At 56.5% G+C, this 19,869-nt stretch carries 12 protein-coding genes and 6 tRNA genes; 17 read left to right on the forward strand and 1 reads right to left on the reverse strand.

Going from position 1 to position 19,869, the window contains the following annotated elements; genetic code table 11:
• Positions 1 to 28 precede the first annotated feature (28 nt).
• The 16 genes from SJI03_RS20170 to SJI03_RS20245 all read left to right on the forward strand — a co-directional run bounded on the left by SJI03_RS20170 (position 29) and on the right by SJI03_RS20245 (position 10,712).
• Entirely contained in the window at positions 29 to 274 is a 246-nt protein-coding gene (locus tag SJI03_RS20170) for a glutaredoxin family protein (protein ID WP_099378408.1), read from the forward strand.
• 317 nt (positions 275 to 591) lie between these two features.
• Positions 592 to 2,382: a translation elongation factor 4 gene (gene lepA / locus SJI03_RS20175; protein ID WP_101481965.1), complete on the forward strand. Its 1,791-nt coding sequence runs from the start codon at positions 592 to 594 to the stop codon at positions 2,380 to 2,382.
• A 3-nt stretch (positions 2,383 to 2,385) separates the two neighbouring features.
• Positions 2,386 to 3,303: a signal peptidase I gene (gene lepB, locus SJI03_RS20180; protein ID WP_099378410.1), complete on the forward strand. Its 918-nt coding sequence runs from the start codon at positions 2,386 to 2,388 to the stop codon at positions 3,301 to 3,303.
• A 74-nt stretch (positions 3,304 to 3,377) separates the two neighbouring features.
• A complete protein-coding gene (gene rnc / locus SJI03_RS20185) occupies positions 3,378 to 4,193 on the forward strand; it encodes a ribonuclease III (protein ID WP_034749615.1) in 816 nt (271 codons plus the stop codon).
• 1 nt (position 4,194) lies between these two features.
• Entirely contained in the window at positions 4,195 to 5,097 is a 903-nt protein-coding gene (gene era, locus SJI03_RS20190) for a GTPase Era (protein WP_034749612.1), read from the forward strand.
• A 28-nt stretch (positions 5,098 to 5,125) separates the two neighbouring features.
• A complete protein-coding gene (gene recO / locus SJI03_RS20195; protein ID WP_322428344.1) occupies positions 5,126 to 5,974 on the forward strand; it encodes a DNA repair protein RecO in 849 nt (282 codons plus the stop codon).
• A 42-nt stretch (positions 5,975 to 6,016) separates the two neighbouring features.
• A complete protein-coding gene (gene pdxJ / locus SJI03_RS20200; protein WP_322428345.1) occupies positions 6,017 to 6,778 on the forward strand; it encodes a pyridoxine 5'-phosphate synthase in 762 nt (253 codons plus the stop codon).
• Between the two features lie 21 nt (positions 6,779 to 6,799).
• Positions 6,800 to 7,195 (forward strand): holo-ACP synthase, encoded by a 396-nt coding sequence (acpS, locus tag SJI03_RS20205; protein ID WP_092714701.1) that lies wholly within the window; start codon positions 6,800 to 6,802, stop codon positions 7,193 to 7,195.
• 24 nt (positions 7,196 to 7,219) lie between these two features.
• Entirely contained in the window at positions 7,220 to 9,100 is a 1,881-nt protein-coding gene (gene uvrC / locus SJI03_RS20210; RefSeq protein ID WP_099378413.1) for an excinuclease ABC subunit UvrC, read from the forward strand.
• 126 nt (positions 9,101 to 9,226) lie between these two features.
• Entirely contained in the window at positions 9,227 to 9,811 is a 585-nt protein-coding gene (pgsA, locus tag SJI03_RS20215; protein WP_034749601.1) for a CDP-diacylglycerol--glycerol-3-phosphate 3-phosphatidyltransferase, read from the forward strand.
• A 105-nt stretch (positions 9,812 to 9,916) separates the two neighbouring features.
• A tRNA-Gly gene (locus SJI03_RS20220) sits at positions 9,917 to 9,992 on the forward strand.
• Positions 9,993 to 10,084: 92 nt separating this feature from the next.
• Positions 10,085 to 10,160 (forward strand) — tRNA-Gly (locus tag SJI03_RS20225).
• Positions 10,161 to 10,231: 71 nt separating this feature from the next.
• A tRNA-Gly gene (locus SJI03_RS20230) sits at positions 10,232 to 10,307 on the forward strand.
• Between the two features lie 54 nt (positions 10,308 to 10,361).
• Positions 10,362 to 10,437, forward strand: a tRNA-Gly gene (locus SJI03_RS20235).
• Positions 10,438 to 10,520: 83 nt separating this feature from the next.
• A tRNA-Gly gene (locus SJI03_RS20240) sits at positions 10,521 to 10,596 on the forward strand.
• Between the two features lie 42 nt (positions 10,597 to 10,638).
• Positions 10,639 to 10,712: transfer RNA gene (locus tag SJI03_RS20245), tRNA-Cys, on the forward strand.
• Between the two features lie 207 nt (positions 10,713 to 10,919).
• Here the strand turns inward: SJI03_RS20245 and SJI03_RS20250 are convergent.
• Positions 10,920 to 13,295 carry a hypothetical protein gene (locus SJI03_RS20250; RefSeq protein WP_322428346.1) on the reverse strand — a complete coding sequence of 792 codons (2,376 nt, stop codon included), beginning with the start codon at positions 13,293 to 13,295 and terminating at the stop codon, positions 10,920 to 10,922.
• Positions 13,296 to 15,309: 2,014 nt separating this feature from the next.
• On the opposite strand from SJI03_RS20250, the gene SJI03_RS20255 reads away from it, so the two are divergent.
• Positions 15,310 to 19,869, forward strand: a 4,560-nt coding sequence (locus tag SJI03_RS20255; RefSeq protein ID WP_322428347.1) for a non-ribosomal peptide synthetase, incomplete at its 3' end; no start/stop codon positions are given.

The following is a 19,869-nucleotide window of genomic DNA, read 5'->3' on the forward strand; positions in this document are numbered from 1 at the left end:
CCAGCCGGGATGCCTTTCCCTTTTCTTCATGCACTTCACCCTCTATTCCCGCAGTTATTGCCATTTATGCCAGGATATGCTCGATGCCTTGCTCCTGCTGCAGCCGCCCGGAACACCGTTCACGGTGGACGTGATCGATATCGATACGTCGCCCGACGCCGCGCTGCTGGCGCGTTTCGATGAGCTGGTGCCGGTGCTGTTTGGCGACCTGGCGCAGCCCGAGCTATGCCATTATTTCCTTGATGAAGCTGCGGTACGACGCTGCCTGATGTAGTTTAAATATCAATATTGACGCTGCATTGCACCATTCTGGTGCTGAAAACAGCTGAAAATGTCAGCTTGGCCCGGTGCCGGCCTCATAAGACGGGCTTTCTACTCTGAAATCCGGTAAAATGGGGAGGTCGAAAAAGCTACTGTCCGAGGCAGCAGCTTCTGTCGCTTCAAAAGCGCTCGCCTGGGCATGCAGATGTCCTGCTCGGAGCGCTTTTTTCATCATGAGTGGGGCGCCTGGTTTTGGCCCTGTTTGGCCCGGACATGATCCCCCTGATTCCTGTTAAAGCAGTGTCGTCAACTTCGCACTTATATTAGTTAATGAACAACATACGCAATTTCTCCATCATCGCCCATATTGACCACGGTAAATCGACCCTGGCTGACCGCATCATTCAATTGTGCGGCGGCTTGTCCGACCGCGAGATGGAGGCGCAGGTGCTCGATTCGATGGATCTGGAGCGCGAGCGCGGCATTACCATCAAGGCGCAAACGGCGGCCCTGCACTACAAGGCCCGCGATGGCCAGATCTACAATCTGAACCTGATCGATACGCCAGGCCACGTCGACTTCAGCTATGAAGTGTCGCGCTCGCTGTCGGCGTGCGAAGGCGCGCTGCTGGTGGTGGACGCGTCGCAAGGCGTGGAAGCGCAGACGGTCGCCAACTGCTACACGGCGTTGGACCTGGGCGTGGAAGTGGTGCCCGTCCTGAACAAGATCGACTTGCCGAACGCGGATCCGCCGAACGCCATTGCCGAGATCGAAGACGTGATCGGCATCGACGCGGCCGACGCCGTGCATTGCTCGGCCAAGACGGGCTTCGGCGTGCTGGACGTGCTCGAGCAACTGATCGTCAAGGTACCGCCGCCGAAGGGCGATCCCGATGCGCCGCTGCAGGCGCTGATCGTCGACTCCTGGTATGACGCCTATGTGGGCGTGGTCATGCTGGTGCGCGTGGTCAACGGTACCCTGAAACCGAAAGACAAGATCCGCCTGATGGCCACCGATTCGGTGCAGCTGGTGGAAGACATCGGCGTGTTCTCTCCACGTTCGCAATCCTTGCCGCAATTGTCGGCAGGCCAGGTGGGTTTCATCATCGCTGGCATCAAGGAATTGAAAGCGGCGAAAGTGGGCGACACCGTCACCCTGGTCAGCCGTCCTGCTGCCGCGCCATTGCCTGGCTTCAAGGAAGTGCAGCCGCAAGTGTTCGCCGGCCTGTTCCCTGTGGAAGCGAACCAGTATGATGCGCTGCGCGACTCGCTGGAAAAACTGAAACTGAACGATGCGGCCCTGATGTACGAGCCGGAAGTGTCGCAGGCGCTGGGCTTCGGCTTCCGCTGCGGTTTCCTGGGCTTGCTGCACATGGAAATCGTGCAGGAACGCCTCGAGCGCGAATTCGACATGGACCTGATTACGACGGCGCCAACGGTCGTGTACGAAGTGATCCAGCGCGACGGCACCATGATCAACGTTGACAATCCGTCGAAGATGCCCGATCCGTCGCGCATCGAGGAAGTGCGCGAGCCTATCGTTACGGTCAATCTGTACATGCCGCAGGAATACGTTGGTTCCGTGATTACCTTGTGTATCGGCAAGCGCGGCATCCAGATGGACATGAGCTACCACGGCCGCCAGGTCAAGCTTGTGTATGAAATGCCGATGGCCGAGATCGTGCTGGACTTCTTCGACCGTCTGAAATCGACGTCGCGCGGCTATGCCTCGATGGATTACGAGTTCAAGGAATACCGCGCGGCCGACGTGGTCAAGGTCGACATGCTGATCAACAGCGAAAAAGTCGATGCGCTGGCGATTATCGTCCACCGTTCGAACAGCCAGTACCGTGGCCGCCAGGTGGCTGCCAAGATGCGCGAACTGATCCCGCGCCAGATGTTCGACGTGGCCATCCAGGCGACCATCGGCGCGAACATCATTTCGCGCGAGAACGTGAAAGCCTTGCGCAAGAACGTGCTGGCCAAGTGCTATGGCGGCGACATCAGCCGCAAGAAAAAATTGCTGGAGAAACAAAAAGCGGGTAAGAAACGCATGAAGCAAGTGGGTTCCGTGGAGATCCCGCAAGAAGCATTCCTGGCAATTTTACAAGTGGACGGTTAATACATGAACCTGCAAGTGATTTTAGGAAATTTCGCTTTAATCCTGTTCGTGCTGATGGTATTGACAGGCCTGGTCTGGTGCCTGGATGTGTTTTATCTGTCCAAGCAGCGCCGCAAGGCGGCCGACCGCGCCCTGGCTGAATTCGATGCGCGCCAGTCCAAGCTGGCCGCAGAAGGCATCAAGTCCGATGCGGGCGGCAGCCGCGCGACCATCGAAGCGGCCCTGTTGCGCCAGCCGACCTGGGTCGAGTATTCGGGCAGCTTCTTCCCCGTCATCGCCCTCGTGTTCTGCCTGCGCTCGTTCCTGTATGAGCCATTCAAGATCCCGTCGAGCTCGATGGTGCCGACCTTGCTGGTGGGCGATCTGATCCTGGTCAACAAGTTTACCTATGGCATTCGTCTGCCTATCGTCAACAAGCGCATCATTGAAGTCAACGATCCGCAGCGCGGCGACGTGATGGTGTTCAAGTACCCGAAAGATATGTCGCAAGACTATATCAAGCGCGTGATCGGTGTGCCCGGTGATAAAATCACCTATGAAAACAAGCGCTTGACGGTCAACGGCAAGGAAGTCGCCTATACCGCGCTCGACGACTATCTGGATGATGAAAGCACTGTTTACCACAAGCAGCTGGAAGAAAACCTGACGGGCGTGAGCCACCGCATCCTCAACGACGAGCCAGCTCCTACGTTGAACTTGCGCGAAGTGAAGGATTTCCCGCACAAGGATGCGTGCGACTACAACGAAGATGGTTTTACGTGTGTAGTGCCACAAGGCAATTACTTCATGATGGGCGACAACCGCGACAATAGTGCGGACAGCCGCTACTGGGGCTTCGTGCCGAACGAGAACATCGTCGGCAAGGCATTCCTGGTGTGGATGAACTTCAGCAATCCGAAAAGAGTGGGCGGCATACACTAAGCCGCCCCTATGGCTGCCGCGCCGATTCCCCGCGCGGCGGCCAGCCGAATTACTCAGATGACACAGAAACAACAATGAATCTTCAGTTATTGCAAACCCGTTTAGGCTATACGTTCCAGGATGCTGGCCTGTTGCAGCAAGCCTTGACGCATCGTAGCCACAGCAGTTTGCATAACGAGCGGCTGGAATTTCTCGGCGACTCCATCCTCAACTGCGTGGTCGCTTCCATCCTGTACGAACGCTTCAAGTCCATCGACGAGGGCGACCTGTCGCGCCTGCGCGCGAATCTGGTGAAACAGCAGTCGCTGTATGAAATCGCGCAAAAGCTGGAACTGTCGCAATTTTTGCGCCTGGGCGAAGGCGAACTCAAATCGGGCGGTTTCCGCCGTCCGTCAATCCTTGCCGACACCCTGGAAGCCTTGCTGGGGGCGATTTTCCTCGACACGGGCTTTGACGCCGCCAGCACAGTGATCCGCGCCTTCTACATCCCCATCCTCGATTCGGTCGATCCGCAAACCCTGGGCAAGGATGCCAAGACCCTGCTGCAGGAGTTTTTGCAAAGCAAGAAAATTTCGCTGCCACAGTACAATGTGGTGGCCACCCACGGCGCCGCCCACAGCCAGGAATTCGAGATCGAATGCCTGGTGCCAAAATTGAATATCCAGGTCTACGGTCGTGGCGGAAGCCGCCGCGCCGGTGAGCAAGCCGCCGCCAAACTGGCGCTGGACGTGGCCGAGCAGGCGTTGTTGAAGTCGCCTGCCGCCAGCCGCAAGCCGAAACCGCGCGCCGCCCAGCTCAAGCTGGCCGGCATTGCCACCATCCAGAGCGACGACGCGCAAGCTCCTGCAGCCCCGGCGATCGCCGCTCACACTAAACAGAATCGACACTAGCATGACAGCCACCAAAATGCCCGACAACTTCCGCTGCGGCTATATCGCCATCGTGGGCCGCCCGAACGTGGGCAAATCGACCCTGATGAACGTGCTGATCGGCGCGAAGGTCAGCATCACTTCGCGCAAGGCGCAAACCACGCGCCACCGCATCACGGGCATCCAGACGGTGCCGGACGCGCAATTCATCTACGTTGACACGCCTGGCTTCCAGACACGCCACTCGAACGCGCTGAACAAGACGCTGAACAAGACCGTCACGAACACCCTGATTTCCTCGGACGTGATTTTGTACGTGATCGAGGCGGGCACGTTCGGCCCGGCCGACCAGCAAGTGATGGACCTGCTGCCGAAGGAGGTTCCGTGCATCCTCGTCATCAATAAGTCTGACCGCGTCAAGGATAAGGCTGTATTGTTGCCGTTTGCGCAAAAGATCGCCGCCATGCGCGACTTCGCCGCCATCGTGCCCGTGTCCGCCAAGCTGCATTTCCAGTTGGAAGGCTTGCAGAACGAAATCAAGCGCTTCCTGCCGGAAAACCAGCCCATCTTTGGACCGGACGACATCACCGACCGCAGCGAGAAATTCCTCGCCTCGGAAATCGTGCGTGAAAAACTGTTCCGCTTCGTCGGCGACGAACTGCCGTACACGAGCACCGTGCTGATCGAGAAATTCGAGCAGGAGGGCGATCTGCGCCGCGTGTTTGCCGCCATCCTGGTCGAGCGCGATACGCACAAGTCCATGATCATCGGCAACAAGGGCGCGCGCCTGAAGGAAGTTTCCACCCAGGCCCGCCTGGACATGGAAAAGCTGTTCGGCGGCCCCGTGTACCTGGAAATCTGGGTCAAGGTCAAGTCGGGCTGGGCCGACAACGAGGCGGGCTTGCGCGCCTACGGCTACGAGTAATCCGCAACCCGGGGGCGACGCCACACGCATGAGCACCACCACGCCAGCGCTGCACCATCCTGCGCCAGCCTCATCTGCTGCACCTGCGCCGATCCTTACGCCGGTGGCCATCGCGCCGCCGGCCGCACCTCCCACAGCGCCCCGGCGCAGCCGTCCGCCCACGCGCGACGGCCGCATCACGGGCCAGCCAGCCTTCGTGCTGCACAGCTATCCGCATAAAGAAACCAGCCTCATCGTCGACGTGTTTACGCGCGAGTACGGCCGTATCGCGCTCGTCGCCAAGGGCGCCAAGCGGCCCCACTCGCAGTTGCGCGGCGTGCTGCAGACGTTCCAGCCCCTGCAGGCGGGCTGGACGGGCAAGTCCGAGCTGCGCATCCTCACCGGCGCCGAATGGGTGGGGGGCATGTTGCCGCTGGAAAAGACCGCCTTGCTGTGCGGCTTTTATTTGAACGAATTGCTGGTGAAACTGCTGGCGCGCGACGATCCGCATCCCGTCCTGTTCGACCACTACGTTGCCACCTTGAATCAACTGGCGCACAATGAGCCGCCGCCCATCGTGCTGCGCAAGTTCGAGCGCGCCCTGCTCAAGGAAACGGGCGTGGCGGCCGACCTGACGCGCTGCACGGGCACGCGCCAGGCCGTCGAAGCGGGGCAGGTGTACGTGGTCGACCCGGAACGGGGGCCGCGCCCGGCGCGCGCCAGCGATGCCTGGCCGAAGATCACGGGCAAGACCCTGCTCGACATGGAGCGCGAAGATTATCTTGACGTGGCCACGCAGGCGCAAAGCAAGCTGCTGATGCGCTTTTTGCTGGCCCATCAACTGGGCGGCGCCACCTTGAATACGCGCCAGATACTGATCGATTTAATGCAGCTGTAGCGGCGGTTTGCCGCACGACAGCACTTTACGGATACCATCACTATGAGCTTTTTGCAGCCTTCCGGCCCCGTCATCGACCTGGGCGTCAATATCGACCACGTGGCTACCTTGCGCAATGCGCGCGGCACCGCGTATCCGGACCCGATCCGTGCGGCCCTGCTGGCAGAACAGGCGGGCGCCGATGCCATCACCCTGCATTTGCGCGAAGACCGCCGCCACATCAAGGATGCGGATGTCATCGCCATTGCACCGCAATTACTGACGCGCATGAACCTGGAGGCGGCCGTGACGGCCGAGATGATCGATTTTGCCTGCCGCATCAAGCCGGCGGACGTGTGCCTGGTGCCGGAAAAGCGCACGGAAGTGACGACCGAAGGGGGGCTGGATGTGGTGCGCTACTTCAAGGAAGTGCAGGCGGCCGTGCAACAATTGCAAGGCGAGGGCATTCGCGTGAGCTTGTTCATCGATGCAGACGAACAGCAGATCGCCGCTGCCGCCGAGCTTGGCGCGCCCGTGATCGAACTGCACACGGGGCGCTACGCGGACACCGAGGGCGCCGAGCAATTGGCGGAGCTGGAGCGCATCAAGGCGGGCGTGCTGTTCGGCGTGGGGCGCGGCTTGAAGGTCAACGCGGGCCACGGCTTGCATTACACCAACGTGCAGGCCATCGCTGCCATTCCCGATATTGCTGAACTGAACATCGGCCACGCCATCGTTGCGCATGCCGTGTTTGTCGGCTGGGAAAACGCCGTGCGCGAAATGAAGGCCATCATGGTGGCCACGCGTCTCGCTGGCAAGGCATAAACGCGGGACCAAGGAGGCAGCATGATTTACGGCATCGGCACCGATATCTGCAAGATTCCCCGCATCGAGGCGGCCCTGGCGCGCCATGGCGAGCGTTTCGCGAAAAAGATACTGGGGCCGCAGGAGCTGGAAAAATTCCGCGCCCGCAGCGCCAAGAACGCCGTGCGCGGCGTACGCTTCCTTGCCACGCGCTTCGCGGCCAAAGAAGCGTTTTCCAAGGCCATCGGCCTGGGCTTGCGCATGCCGATGACCTGGCCCGCCGCGCAGATGCTGAATCACCCCAGCGGCAAGCCGATGATCGTCTGCAGTGGCGTGCTGGCCGAGTTCATGGAAAAGCACCGCCTGAGCGCGCAAGTGACCATCAGCGATGAAGAAGAATATGCGGTCGCGTTCGTGATCGTAGAGCAAGCAGTGTAACGATAAGTGCGCAATGAGCCAGCAATGACCGAAGCAAGCCCAGAACCTTCCTTGGCGGAAACGCCGCCCGACCCCCGCGCGCAAGTGCTGGCCACGGTCGCCAAGCTGCCGAACTTGCCCGGCGTGTACCGCTATTTCGACGCCGCCGACAAGGTGTTGTACGTCGGCAAGGCGCGCGACCTGAAAAAGCGCGTGTCCAGCTATTTCCAGAAAAACCTGGCCAGCCCCCGCATCGCCATGATGGTCGAGCGCATCGCGCGCCTGGAAACCACCGTCACGCACAGCGAGGCGGAAGCCTTGATTCTGGAAAACAACCTGATCAAGGCACTGCAACCGCGCTACAACATCCTGTTCCGTGACGACAAGTCGTATCCGTATCTGAAAATCACCAATGGCGATGCGCCGCGCATGGTGTATTACCGGGGCGCGGTGGACAAGAAAAACCAGTATTTCGGGCCGTTCCCCAGTTCCTGGGCCGTCAAGGAGTCGATGCAGATACTGCAAAAGGTTTTTCTCATCCGCACCTGCGAGGACAGCGTGTACGCCAACCGCACGCGGCCCTGCCTGCTGCACCAGATCGGCCGCTGCAGTGCGCCGTGCGTGGATCTGATCAGCAAGGAAGATTACAAGAATGACGTGGAAAACGCGGCGCGCTTCCTGCGCGGGCGCCAGAGCGAAGTGATGGCGGACCTGGAAAAGAAGATGCACGCGTTTGCCGCCGAGCTGAAGTTCGAGCAGGCCGTGGTGGTGCGCAACCAGATCGCTTCGCTGTCGCGCGTGCTGCACCAGCAAAGCATGGAAACGACGGGCGACGCCGACGTGGACATCCTCGCCGTGCTGGTGCAGGGCGGACGCGCCTGCGTCAACCTGGCCATGGTGCGCGGCGGACGCCACCTGGGCGACCGCGCCTACTTCCCCAGCCAGCTCAGCGATGCGGCGGCGATTGCCGAGGAAGCCATCGAGGTGGAAGTGCTGGCCGCCTTCCTGGCCCAGCACTACACGGAAAAATTCATTCCCGGCACCCTGATCCTGAATATCGAATTCGACCAGCCAGCCCTGATGGTGGCGCTGATGGAGCAGTGCGGCCACCGCATCAACCTGATCTTCCAGCCGCAGGGGCAACGCCGCCAGTGGCTTGAGATGGCGCAAAAGGGCGCCGAGATTTCGCTGGCACGATTGTTGTCCGAGCAGGGTTCGCAGCAGTCGCGCACGCGCGCGCTGGCCGAAGCGCTGCGCCTGGATTTGGGCGACCTCGACAGCCTGCGCGTGGAGTGTTTCGACATCAGCCACACGCAAGGCGAGGCGACGCAGGCGTCGTGCGTGGTGTTCCACCACCACGCCATGCAGAACGGCGAATACCGGCGCTACAACATCAACGACATCACGCCCGGCGACGATTACGCGGCCATGCGCCAGGTCCTCATGCGCCGCTACGAGAAAGTGGCGAATGGCGATGGCGTGATGCCCGACGTGGTCTTGATCGACGGCGGCAAGGGGCAGATCGAAATGGCACGCCAGGTGTTCGCCGAGCTGGGACTCGATATCAGCCTGATCGTCGGCGTGGCCAAGGGGGAAGGGCGCAAGGTGGGCCTGGAAACCCTGCTGTTCGTCGATGGCCGCGCGGCGCAGGAACTGGGCAAGGAGTCTGCGGCCCTGATGCTGATCGCGCAGATTCGCGACGAAGCGCACCGCTTCGCGATTACCGGCATGCGCGCCAAGCGGGCCAAGACGCGCCAGACCTCGCGCCTGGAAGAAATCGAAGGCATCGGCGCCAAGCGCCGCCAGAAACTGTTGTCGCGCTTTGGCGGCTTGCGCGGCGTGGTCGATGCCAGTGTCGAGGATTTGATGTCGGTGGAGGGGATTTCCACGCAACTGGCGGAAGAAATCTACAAGCAGTTGCATTGATGGATGGATGGCCTGGTCCGGTGCTGCGGCAACCGGACTAGGCTAATATCCCGTGGCCATGTAGACTAGTGGCGCTTGCTTCACGCTTTCTCATATTCAATTTACCCGTCGGCCGATTGCACCCTTATGCCTTTTAATATTCCCATCCTTTTGACCTGGCTGCGCGTGGCCCTGATACCGCTCGTCGTCGGCGTGTTTTATTTGCCGCCGTCGATGCTGCTGCATGGCGACCAGAACCTGGTTGCCACGCTGGTCTTCATTGTTGCCGCCGTGACCGACTGGTTCGACGGCTTCCTCGCGCGGCGCTGGAACCAGACCTCGGCCTTTGGCGCCTTCCTCGACCCGGTAGCCGACAAGCTGATGGTGGCGGGCGCCTTGCTGGTGCTGGTGCAGCTGGACCGTGTCAATGCAGTGCTGGCCTTCATCATCATCGGCCGTGAAATCACGATTTCCGCCTTGCGCGAATGGATGGCGCAGATCGGCGCTTCGAAATCGGTGGCCGTCAGCTCGATCGGCAAGATCAAGACGGCCGCGCAAATGACGGCCATTCCCCTGCTGCTGTACCACGAAGTGATCTTCGGTGCGATCGATACCCACGTGTGGGGCGAAAAGCTGCTGTGGATCGCCTGCGTGCTGACGGTGTGGTCGATGTTCTATTACTTGCGCCTGGCATGGCCCTTGATCAAGGAAAAAGCGGGGAATTTGCACTAAGAATAAGCAGGCGGCTGCTTTATGCGGAATATTTTGCAAAACACCAGATATTGCCCGTTGACAGCCCCTGTAATCCCTCTATAATGCTGGCCTGTTGTTGATGACGCGGGAGTAGCTCAGTTGGTAGAGCGCAACCTTGCCAAGGTTGAGGTCGAGAGTTCGAGACTCTTCTCCCGCTCCAGTTTTCTGGATCGTGTCATAGGTAAAAACAGCGAATGCAGTAAAAAGTAGTACTGGCGATGTAGTAGAGCTTCTGATACAATGTTGTCCACTGCGGGAGTAGCTCAGTTGGTAGAGCGCAACCTTGCCAAGGTTGAGGTCGAGAGTTCGAGACTCTTCTCCCGCTCCAGTGAATACTGGATCAGCAGTAAAGCAGCACTGGTAAACGGTAGCAAAAGGCAGTAAAATAGCGGTTCGTATGCGGGAGTAGCTCAGTTGGTAGAGCGCAACCTTGCCAAGGTTGAGGTCGAGAGTTCGAGACTCTTCTCCCGCTCCAGTGAAAGCTGAAGCAGTAAAGCAAGATGCAGTAGCAGAAAATAGAAGCTCCAATGCGGGAGTAGCTCAGTTGGTAGAGCGCAACCTTGCCAAGGTTGAGGTCGAGAGTTCGAGACTCTTCTCCCGCTCCAGAATTCTAAAGGGAAGCTAAGCTGGCTTCCTTTTTTTATCCGCCGCAGTAGTCGGCGCGATTAGGCGGTAACCAAGCTCCAATGCGGGAGTAGCTCAGTTGGTAGAGCGCAACCTTGCCAAGGTTGAGGTCGAGAGTTCGAGACTCTTCTCCCGCTCCAGTTTTCAAGGTGTGCCGCAAGGCCCATCCAAGCAGTTCCTCTGGCGAGGTAGCAAAGAGGTTATGCAGCGGCCTGCAAAGCCGTTTAGACGGGTTCGATTCCCGTCCTCGCCTCCAGATGAAAAAGATAGCCCACTTTCGAGTGGGCTATTTTTTTGTCCAGATGGCTATGCCATTTCTGCGCGGTTTCAATCGCTCATGACAAACGTGGCCTTGCTACATACGCATGCGTGAATACGATCACGTTACTGCAACACCTCATCAATACTGTTAATGAACCTGGTGTTGCGCTTGTGGTTTGAAACCGCTCCATGTGGCTCTGCATTAAACTTCCCATTGAAATTTCAAAGTCAATGATTTATTGGTCTTAGTCGGTTCGCGAGTCCTGTCATGCGAATAGCCAACCGACAGCGACCTTCCGTGGCGCCAGAGGTGACGGTATAGCAGTGAGCGGTGTACTTGCCTCTCCGCCCAAGACTCCAAGCCCGAAACTCCGTCGTCGCTGCGCGCCGCTGCCGTGTTTTGAGCCAGAAGCCGCAGTGAGTCAGTGGATGTGAAATGCAGCATGCCGAGCCAGCGCCAACTGTTGTCGACGAATGCAGGCCGTCCGAGCGTTCCCTGGACCCAGGCACGGTTCCAGCGCGGCTCAAGTTCTACCGCCCATCCACGTGGCAGTGAAAAACGCAAGCCCATTTCGGCAGTAGCGTTGCCGCCACGGCCCACGCGGTCGGCGTCAACATCGAGCTGACGGCCAAGCGTCACCTCGGCATTGAGCTTGGATAGCCATGGCAACGGAGATGATCCGAATCCAAAGTGCACAGCCGGCGTGTTGTGAAGCTGTCCCTCTCGATGCGCACGCTGCTGGTCGAAGCCAAGATTTGCCCAGAAGTCAGTCTGGCGCGATGCGCGTAGCGAGATCCCTGGTTGTACCTTGCGTTCGATAATTTGGTTTACCTGTTGGCCTAGCGTGGGATCTGGTAGCGTGCGAATCTCGTGCAGGCCAAGGTGTGCTTCCACCTCGTATAAATCGAGCGACACTGACTCCAGTTCAAGTCGATGCTGTCCGAGACGGCGATTGACGTTGATCTTGGTCGTGACGACACCGGTTTGTGGTACGAAGCCGTTATCGTTAATGAAGCCGGGGCTGCTTGCCTCAAGGAGGAAGTCGTTCCACCAAGTCTCATTAATATGGTTGAATTTGGCTGAAAGGTAGGTGCCGCTGCGGGTTGGCGCGCGGACCGGGGCCTGAGATGCTTGTTCGACGAAACCAACGTTGGTTTTTGAATGCATTAGCAACCACGCAGCCTGCTGGCCATCGCCGCGCCACTGTCCGTCGAAACCGGTCACATGGTTTGAGCCAGCGAGACCATAGTCGCGCTGGGAGACAAAGGCACCCAGCAGTGCGCCATCGCCGTGCCAGCGCGCGCGCACCAGGCTGGCAAGAGTGCGTGACGTCTGGTCAAATTCGGAGGTTTCGTAGGCGCCACCGCGCTGGATGACTCCACCTTCCCGATCTCGTAGGCTCATCGCGGTCGCATCAGCCTTGGCGGCACGCCAAGTCGCTCGCAGACCCCATTCCGGATCGACTACCGTGCGTGAATAGAATGCGGCCAAAGGCAGTCCGAGTACGTCGGAGCTTTCCAGAAAAAATCCTCGTTTCTCTGGAAGGCTGAGTGCGATGCGGCTGGCTCCGTTGGAAGTTGGCTCATCGATTTCCACCTGTGAGTAATCGGGATTCAGGGTGCCGTTGAAGACCCAGTCGGCGCGAGGCCTGGCATTAATCTCCAGTCCTAAGCTGGTCCGGTTGGCGTGGCGCTGGCCCTGCTTATCAGCGTCGCGCGTCGAGCGCATGGTCAACTCAGGTTTTATTTCCAGAAAACTGCGGTCGCGTACCGCTAGTACTGTGCCTTCCATGCCGCTGATCTCCTGCAACACGGCGATATGGCTTAAGGCATCGATAGTAAGCGGGGTACTGGTCAGCAGCAGGGCACCGGCGTGAGGCACGCTACGCTCGATCATGGCGCGCCACGTTTTGCCATCGGCGTATGGGAAGCGCAGATTCGACAATGGCCAGCGGACCTCCATGCTGTAGCCGTCGGCAAGACGCTGGACTGCTGCGTCGATAGGAAAATCGGGACCAAGGTCGGTCTCGTCCTCGTCGGCACGGTAGATGCCGTCGCTCATCACGCCGGCGATATTTACGCGGACGAACTGGGCGGCGCGGCCATGGCCGGTCGGATCGAGCCAGATGCCGATAAAGTCTTGTTCGGTGCCTACTTTGTCACGCCGCGCCAGCGAACTTTGCTGCTTCCCTGGCGCATCATCCCAAGCGCGTATGCCGAATATCAAGGCGTCTTCATTGATCAGCAACTGCACGGTAGTGCGCAGCTGTGGTCGCACAGGCCGACCGCTCTCGGGCATAAACTCATGAAAATTTTCGAACAGTGGCGCACTTTTCCATGCCTCATCGAGCAGAAGTCCATCAATGACCGGCGAGGTATTTTTAATTAGAAGCGCCTTCAGGTGGGCTGGTTCTTGACTTTCATCCCTGGATTTTTGTTGTGCTCCCGCTTCGACGAAAGCAGCTAAGCTCGAAAAAATAAATGCGCTGACCAGTTTCTTTTTACTGCGGAACGTATTGAAAAAAGAATCCACTATCACCCTTAAGTCTGCATGTTGGCAGGCTGACGACGCCAGCATGAATATTGTCCGGGAGTGTAACCGAAGTTCGGATTTTTTGAAAATACATTGAGGGAAATGTATTTCCTGGGAATATTTATCGTTAATTAATAACAACGACCGTGATCAACTCTAATTGCCAGGGCCGCTTGTTTATATATGTTTAAAAAATATTCAGGATTTTCGTTTTCGAACTAATCCATGGAAAATTATTGCGAAGTTATGGCGAACAGAAGCGGATGTAATGCAAGGTACCAATCGTTAGCAGAGCGAGCACTGCTAACGATTGGTACCACAGCCGTACGCCGATTGTGGAAGCTGGAAATCACAGGAATTTATTGGCGGGTGTACTTGATCCGTGGGGTCTGAATCAGCGACAAGTGGCATGCTGCCTCCTGCAGGATTCTGTCGTTATGTATCTTTAGATATGCAGCATCCATGGCAGCTTATTTTTCTGGAGGGCGAGCCATTTTCTTGGGCATCAGGTCTGTTAATGGGAAACGCAATGGCTATTCACGTAGCACCTCGGGTGCGCTGCCGTAGTCAGGTAATTCCGAACACGACAATGGGCTGCAGCAGATTTCCCTATTTTGAATAGGTCCGCTTGCAGTTGTGGAAGCCGACAATGTAACCGGTGATGTCGGCCTTTGCTTTGGCATGGCTGGCATATCGGTGTTGCCACACGCCAAGCCGCGCAAGTTAAGAAGAATGCAGATGATTAGACCGGCCAGTCGGTTAAGTGGTATTTGACGCGACACAGGCTTTGCGCGGCCGTTGGCCTTGCTGAAGTCTCTTTTTCGACAATGGCAAGGCGACAAGTAATGAAGATTTTTTGCTCTCCATTGGCTCCCATGTCACTTTCCGCTTTAGCGTCCTAGTTTGCCGGCCATTTGGATTCAGATCAGCTGCGCCACGGCGCGCGGACATTCTCGTTCGACCCGTGCTGGCACGGGCTGTGCGGGGCTGCGAAGTAGGTGGTGCTCTGTTCTCGCTTGAATTCTCCGCGCTATTTGTTTTTTTGGGGGGGGGGCGGCGGCATCAGGTTGTTGGCCGAACGGCAAAGACATTTGGCAATGGATCGAATGGAGGTCAGGTCGTGCGCCCATGGTAATTATGATGGGTGGTCAAATGTTTGTAGATTCTCTTCATGGCAGCACTTTGCTGCAAAGGTATTGCACTTGCTTCCTGAGGGCGCCAAGTATGCAATTCAGTATTTAAGCTGTTCTTAATAATTATTGTTAAAAACGTGATTATTGGATAGATTTTATGGCATTGTAAAATGCAAGGAAATGGACGGTGGTAGTAATTATTTATATGTACATGTTGAAAAATAGAAAATAATCTTTACAATGCTGTTTTGTTTAAATACTATGTTGCAAACCTAAGGGGGCTACTCAGGAGTTTCTGTGGATTGAAAGTTGTGCATTGATAGGAATGGTGAAAATTTCGATATTTTGTATTTTAATATTATGCACAGTTGGTCACCGAGACTGTCATTTTGAGTCGTACTGACTTAATTGATTGTCTGTATTTCCTTGTGGGAAACAAAGCGTAGAGCTTATTTTCAGCGGTTGGTGCTTGCTGAAAGGGATATTTGTTGGCAATTTCATGGTTGTTTTCATTCGATGAGCTAATGTTGCTGCTTGTTAATAGTCCAAGCTGCAACTCTCTCTCTGCAATCGTTCGTGATGACAACTATCAGTTTCAAATCCCAAGCCCAACACCGGTTTAATTGGCCGTGTACGGATTATCAGCAACGAGCGGTGGGTGTTCTCGTTAGCAATGTGTTTTGGTATCAGATTAACGTAGCGGTTCTCTCGCGGCGCGATCTGAAAGGGAAGTTGGCATGGCATCCACGCATGAAGTGGAAATCGTCATGCAAGTGAATGCTTGGCTTGGCGATGTTTTATTTTCGACTGTGCAAACAATCGAGCGACGATGGGAGCGATTGCTCTATTTTTGCTGTTGGATATGTACGGGGTTTTGTTTGGTGTCCGCATTGCGGACTGGTAAATAAATTGATAGTGAAGGCTTCATGAGTAGCTCGATACTTCCCCTTTTTTCCATGTCCTCCGCTCAGCAGGACATTATCTTTCATCAACTCCGTCAGCCTGAAGTTCCAATGTACAACATTGGGGGGTATGTCGAGTTCTGCCAAGCGTTGGATGTTCCTCTCTTGACGCAATGTGCTCAAGAGTGCATCAATGGCAGTGCGGGTCTGCATGTACGCCTTCATTTCAATGAGGATGGCGCATGGTTGCGTCAGACAGTTGATACAGTCGAACTGACGCTGTTCGATGTCTCGCTCTCCCCTGATTCTGAACAGCAAGCACGCGGTCTGCTTGACACGCACTTCGCTCAAGTATTTAAACTGGATACAGGTCCGCTGTTGAGAGTCGGTTTGATTCGCTTGTCGCCTCAGCGATACTGGTATTTTACAGTGGCACACCATCTCGTGATTGATGGCTGGGGATACACCAACTTACAACAGAAAATTTTTTCGCTTTATTCGGACCGCGCTTCTGGGATCGAAACGGGGCCAGGCTCGGCGCCACTTGAGGCGCCGATATTGACGCAGCCGCGCAATGGTGCCGAGGCATTTTGGCGCGCCGAACTGGCGGAACTTCCACCCTTGCTGTTCGTTCCTAAGTTGTCGGAGGGCGGCGGTAGCGATGTTGGACGAACCTCGCACCGTATTGAGCGTTCGCTTTCGGCTTCGTGGTTCAAAAAGGGTCAAGAATCCGGCTCTTTCGGCGGAGGGCTGCCGTTCTTCCTTGGTGTGCTCTTTGCCGCCGTAGGCGGGCTCTACGGTCATGACGAGATGACGGTTGGTGTGCCCATCCACAATAGACGCACGGCGGCAGAGCGAAAGCAGATATCGCTCGCGATGCAAGTTTATCCCGCGAAACTTTCCGGACAGCTCGATCAGACGTTTGATGATTTATGTGCCGACATTGCGCGCCGGTTGCGTGGCATATACCGACATACCAATGTACCTCTTTCCCGCTTGTTCGCCGAGCGGGACGTGTTGCATGGTGAACAACGCGTTGCAATTTTTGATGTTATTTTTAACTATCAGAAGCTTGATTTCGACTTTGCCGATTTGGGGCTACAAGCATCAACGCATTTTCTGCAGAATGGATTTGAGCAGACTCCCCTGACGTTTACCGTGTGCGACTACGGAGATGCATCAGCTCCCTTGTTGCAAATTGATTACCATGTTGGCTACTTTGACCAAGCTGAGGTGGAAGCTTTGGCCGATGTTTACTGCGGCCTGCTGCTGCAGGCCAGCGCTGCTTCCGGACGTGCACTGGAGCATTTCGACTTATTGACGTCCAGGCACCGTGAGCAGCTGCAACTGTGGCATCCCACTCCCTGCATTCCGCCTGCCGATAGAACGCTCTGGGCATGTTTTGCGCGAGAAGTGGCGCGGGCTCCCGGTGAGTTGGCAGTGCAAGCCGGCGAGGTAACGTTAAGCTATTCAGAGTTGGAAATCCAGGCTAGCTTGCTTGCGGCACGTCTACATGCGAGCGGCGTGGTGAGGGGCGACCGTGTTGCGGTGCTACTGGAGCGAAGTGTGGCACTAGTGGTAACTTTTTTGGCGACGTTAAAGGTCGGCGCGGTGTATGTGCCCCTTGACACCGCCTATCCATCAACCCGGCTGCAACTCCTGCTCGCGGATGCCAGTCCGCAACTGGTGATAACGGCGAATAACTTGGTACATTTGGCCGGGCATGGTGCCAGAATAGTGTTGCTCGATCAGCCCGTTGCTAAGTTTGAGGAAGACGTATTGCCGCCGGCCGCGGGTTGCCTTTCCAGCGATCCTGCCTACATGATCTACACGTCGGGCTCGACGGGCATGCCTAAGGGTGTCGTAGTAACACATGAAAATGTTGTGAGCTATCTGCATGCTGTGCGCGAGCGCTACAACGTGCAGGCGCCGCTACGCGTGCTTCAGTTTGCTAGTGTGGGTTTCGATATTTTCATCGAGGAGCTTTGTTTGTCCCTTTTGTGTGGGGGCAGTCTGCATCTGCGTGACAGTGCTGCCGCGCCGGTGCCAGAGCAGTTGTGGGCAATGATCGAATCGCAGCAGATCTCTGCGCTTTCCTTGCCGACAGCATATTGGCATTTGCTTTGCGACGAGCTTTCCGATGACCAAGTCTCGATTGCGAGCAGCTTCTTGCGTCTGTGCGTGGTGGGTGGCGAAGCCATGCGACCAGATGCCGCAAGCGGATGGTTGGCGCGCATGCCTAGTGAGTTAGCGCTGTTCAATAGCTATGGGCCTACAGAGGCGACAATCATTGCCTCAGCAGAACGCATCACTGATGATCCTGCCAGCATGCTGACTATCGGCCTTCCTCTCCGCAATACTCGTTGCTATATCGTCGATCGGAAGGGGCGCCTACTGCCGCCAGGTTTCAAAGGTGAGTTGTGGATAGGCGGCGCTGGCGTTGCCTGTGGTTACTGGCAGCGTGCGGATTTGAACCAACAGAGTTTCCGCTCCGACCCCTTTAATGCAGAAGCCGGCGCCAGGATCTATCGCAGTGGCGACTTGGTGAGCTGGCGAGGCGATGGTCATATGGTTTTTCACGGACGCATCGATCAGCAAGTCAAAATTTTGGGGTTTCGTATCGAAACGGGCGAAATCGCAGCCTCGTTGCGGCAACTGGCGCATGTGCGGGATGCCCATGTGGCTGTCCAGGATGGCGCCTTAGGCAAGCAGTTGATTGCCTATGTTGTACTAGACGAACTCGATTTCCCTCTGGCTCAACTGGCAGAACAATTGAAAGAATTGCTTCCCGAACAAATGGTACCCAGACTTTATATGGCGTTGCCAGAATTCCCACTCACGCCAAATGGAAAGCTCGATCATAAGGCTTTCCGTAGCGCTGGTGCCGAGGCGATTCGGTCGAATGTATTTGAATCAGCACGCAATGAAAGCGAGCAGATATTAGCTGAGGAGTGGATCAAGCTGCTTGCAGTTGAGGCCGTTAGTCGTCGAGATAATTTCTTCTCTTTAGGAGGGAATTCCTTGCTCGCGATGCGCCTGGTCAGCCGTTTGCGTGAACGAGGGCTGACGACCCGTGTCGAAGATGTGTTTCGTTCTGCGAATTTGGCTGATTTGGCGCAGGTGATGTCCCGTACAGCATGTAATGCAGTTGCACCCGGCCCCGTGATTACTCCCGGTTGCCTGTCGATTGACAGTGATATGGTGCCTCTTGCGGGCCTTAGCCAAAAAGAGATTGACCAGGTTGTCAGCACTGTTCCCGGTGGCATTGCCAACATTCAGGATATCTATGGTCTCTCACCGCAACAAAAGGGTTTTCTTTTCGAACATTTGCTTGAGCCTGACGCCGATCACTATGTGCTTTCCACCATCGTGCGCTTACCATCAGCCAGCCAGCTTGAACGGGTATTGCAGGCCTTGCGTACTGTGATTTGTCGGCAAGATGCGTTGCGCACCTTGTTTCTGTGGGAGGGATTGAACGCACCGATACAGGTGGTATTGAGAGAGGTAGGACTGGCCGTATTCCATGCGCCGGATGGCAATGCGCTGCAACAACTACGCAAAAAGGCACAGCCAGGCAGGATTTGCATTGACCTGCAATCCGCACCACTGCTGCAGGTACACGTGGCGACGGATGGTCCCCAGCAGCCAGTATATTTGCTTTTATTGGCACACCATATCATCGGAGACCATTTGTCCCAGGACCTACTGGTGGCAGAGGTTCAGCAACTTGTTACAGATGCGGGAGTGGAGTTACCTCGGCCTGCGCGTTATCGCGATTTCATTTCATCGCTGTATCACGCTGAGGAAAAAGAGCGCGCTCGCAGTAAGACCTTTTTCGAGGGTTTGCTCGGTGATTTCAACGAGCCTTCGTTGCCGTTTCGCCTCGCTGCCCTACGTAACAAAAAAAGTCGGGCGCCACTCGCCCATCGTGCGTTGGACTCGGAGCTGGCTAAGGCGATCCGAAACCGTTGCCAACTGGAGGGCGTTACGCCAGTGGCTTTGTTCCACCTCGTTTGGGCGCTGCTGATTGCAAAGACCTCAGCGAGCACCGACGTTGTATTCGGCACGGTATTTTCAGGCCGACTGCGCAATGTGCCGGATATAGAGCGCATGTTCGGGCCATTGATCAATACTTTGCCTTTCCGCTTGAGGCTGGATGGCATGTCGGTCGAGGATGGGTTGCAGCAGTCGCAAAATCTGTTGCGTCAGCTTATCCCCCATGAGCATGCGAATCTGGTCGACACGCAGCGCTGCAGCGGCGTAGCCGCACCGATGCCCTTGTTTACGGCCGCACTCAATTATGTGCATACGCAAAGCGAACCCTCCACTCAATGGGAAGTTGTCGACCAAGTCGAGTTGAACGAATGGAACATCTATCCGCTTAGCCTAACGGTGGAGGACTTGGCGTCAGACTTTTCTCTGTATCTGCAATGCGATCAAGGCGTCGATACCCAGCAGGTACTCGATGCCGTGCAAGCCACGCTGCAAGCCTTCCTTTGTGCGATTCAACGATCACCGGCTACTCCTTTGCTGACAATCGGTGTATTGCCCCAGGCTGAGCGAGCGAGGCTGCTTCAAGAAGGT

Origin of the sequence: Janthinobacterium sp. GMG1, assembly GCF_034427795.1 — a bacterium.
Lineage (GTDB): Bacteria > Pseudomonadota > Gammaproteobacteria > Burkholderiales > Burkholderiaceae_D > Janthinobacterium.

Coding starts and splice junctions, on each gene's coding strand:
- pgsA (WP_034749601.1), top strand. CDS start 9,227: ATGCCTTTTAATATTCCCATCCTTTTGACCTGGCTGCGCGTGGCCCTG.
- era (WP_034749612.1), top strand. CDS start 4,195: ATGACAGCCACCAAAATGCCCGACAACTTCCGCTGCGGCTATATCGCC.
- rnc (WP_034749615.1), top strand. CDS start 3,378: ATGAATCTTCAGTTATTGCAAACCCGTTTAGGCTATACGTTCCAGGAT.
- acpS (WP_092714701.1), top strand. CDS start 6,800: ATGATTTACGGCATCGGCACCGATATCTGCAAGATTCCCCGCATCGAG.
- uvrC (WP_099378413.1), top strand. CDS start 7,220: ATGACCGAAGCAAGCCCAGAACCTTCCTTGGCGGAAACGCCGCCCGAC.
- lepA (WP_101481965.1), top strand. CDS start 592: ATGAACAACATACGCAATTTCTCCATCATCGCCCATATTGACCACGGT.
- lepB (WP_099378410.1), top strand. CDS start 2,386: ATGAACCTGCAAGTGATTTTAGGAAATTTCGCTTTAATCCTGTTCGTG.
- recO (WP_322428344.1), top strand. CDS start 5,126: ATGAGCACCACCACGCCAGCGCTGCACCATCCTGCGCCAGCCTCATCT.
- SJI03_RS20250 (WP_322428346.1), bottom strand. CDS start 13,295: ATGCTGGCGTCGTCAGCCTGCCAACATGCAGACTTAAGGGTGATAGTG.
- SJI03_RS20170 (WP_099378408.1), top strand. CDS start 29: ATGCACTTCACCCTCTATTCCCGCAGTTATTGCCATTTATGCCAGGAT.
- pdxJ (WP_322428345.1), top strand. CDS start 6,017: ATGAGCTTTTTGCAGCCTTCCGGCCCCGTCATCGACCTGGGCGTCAAT.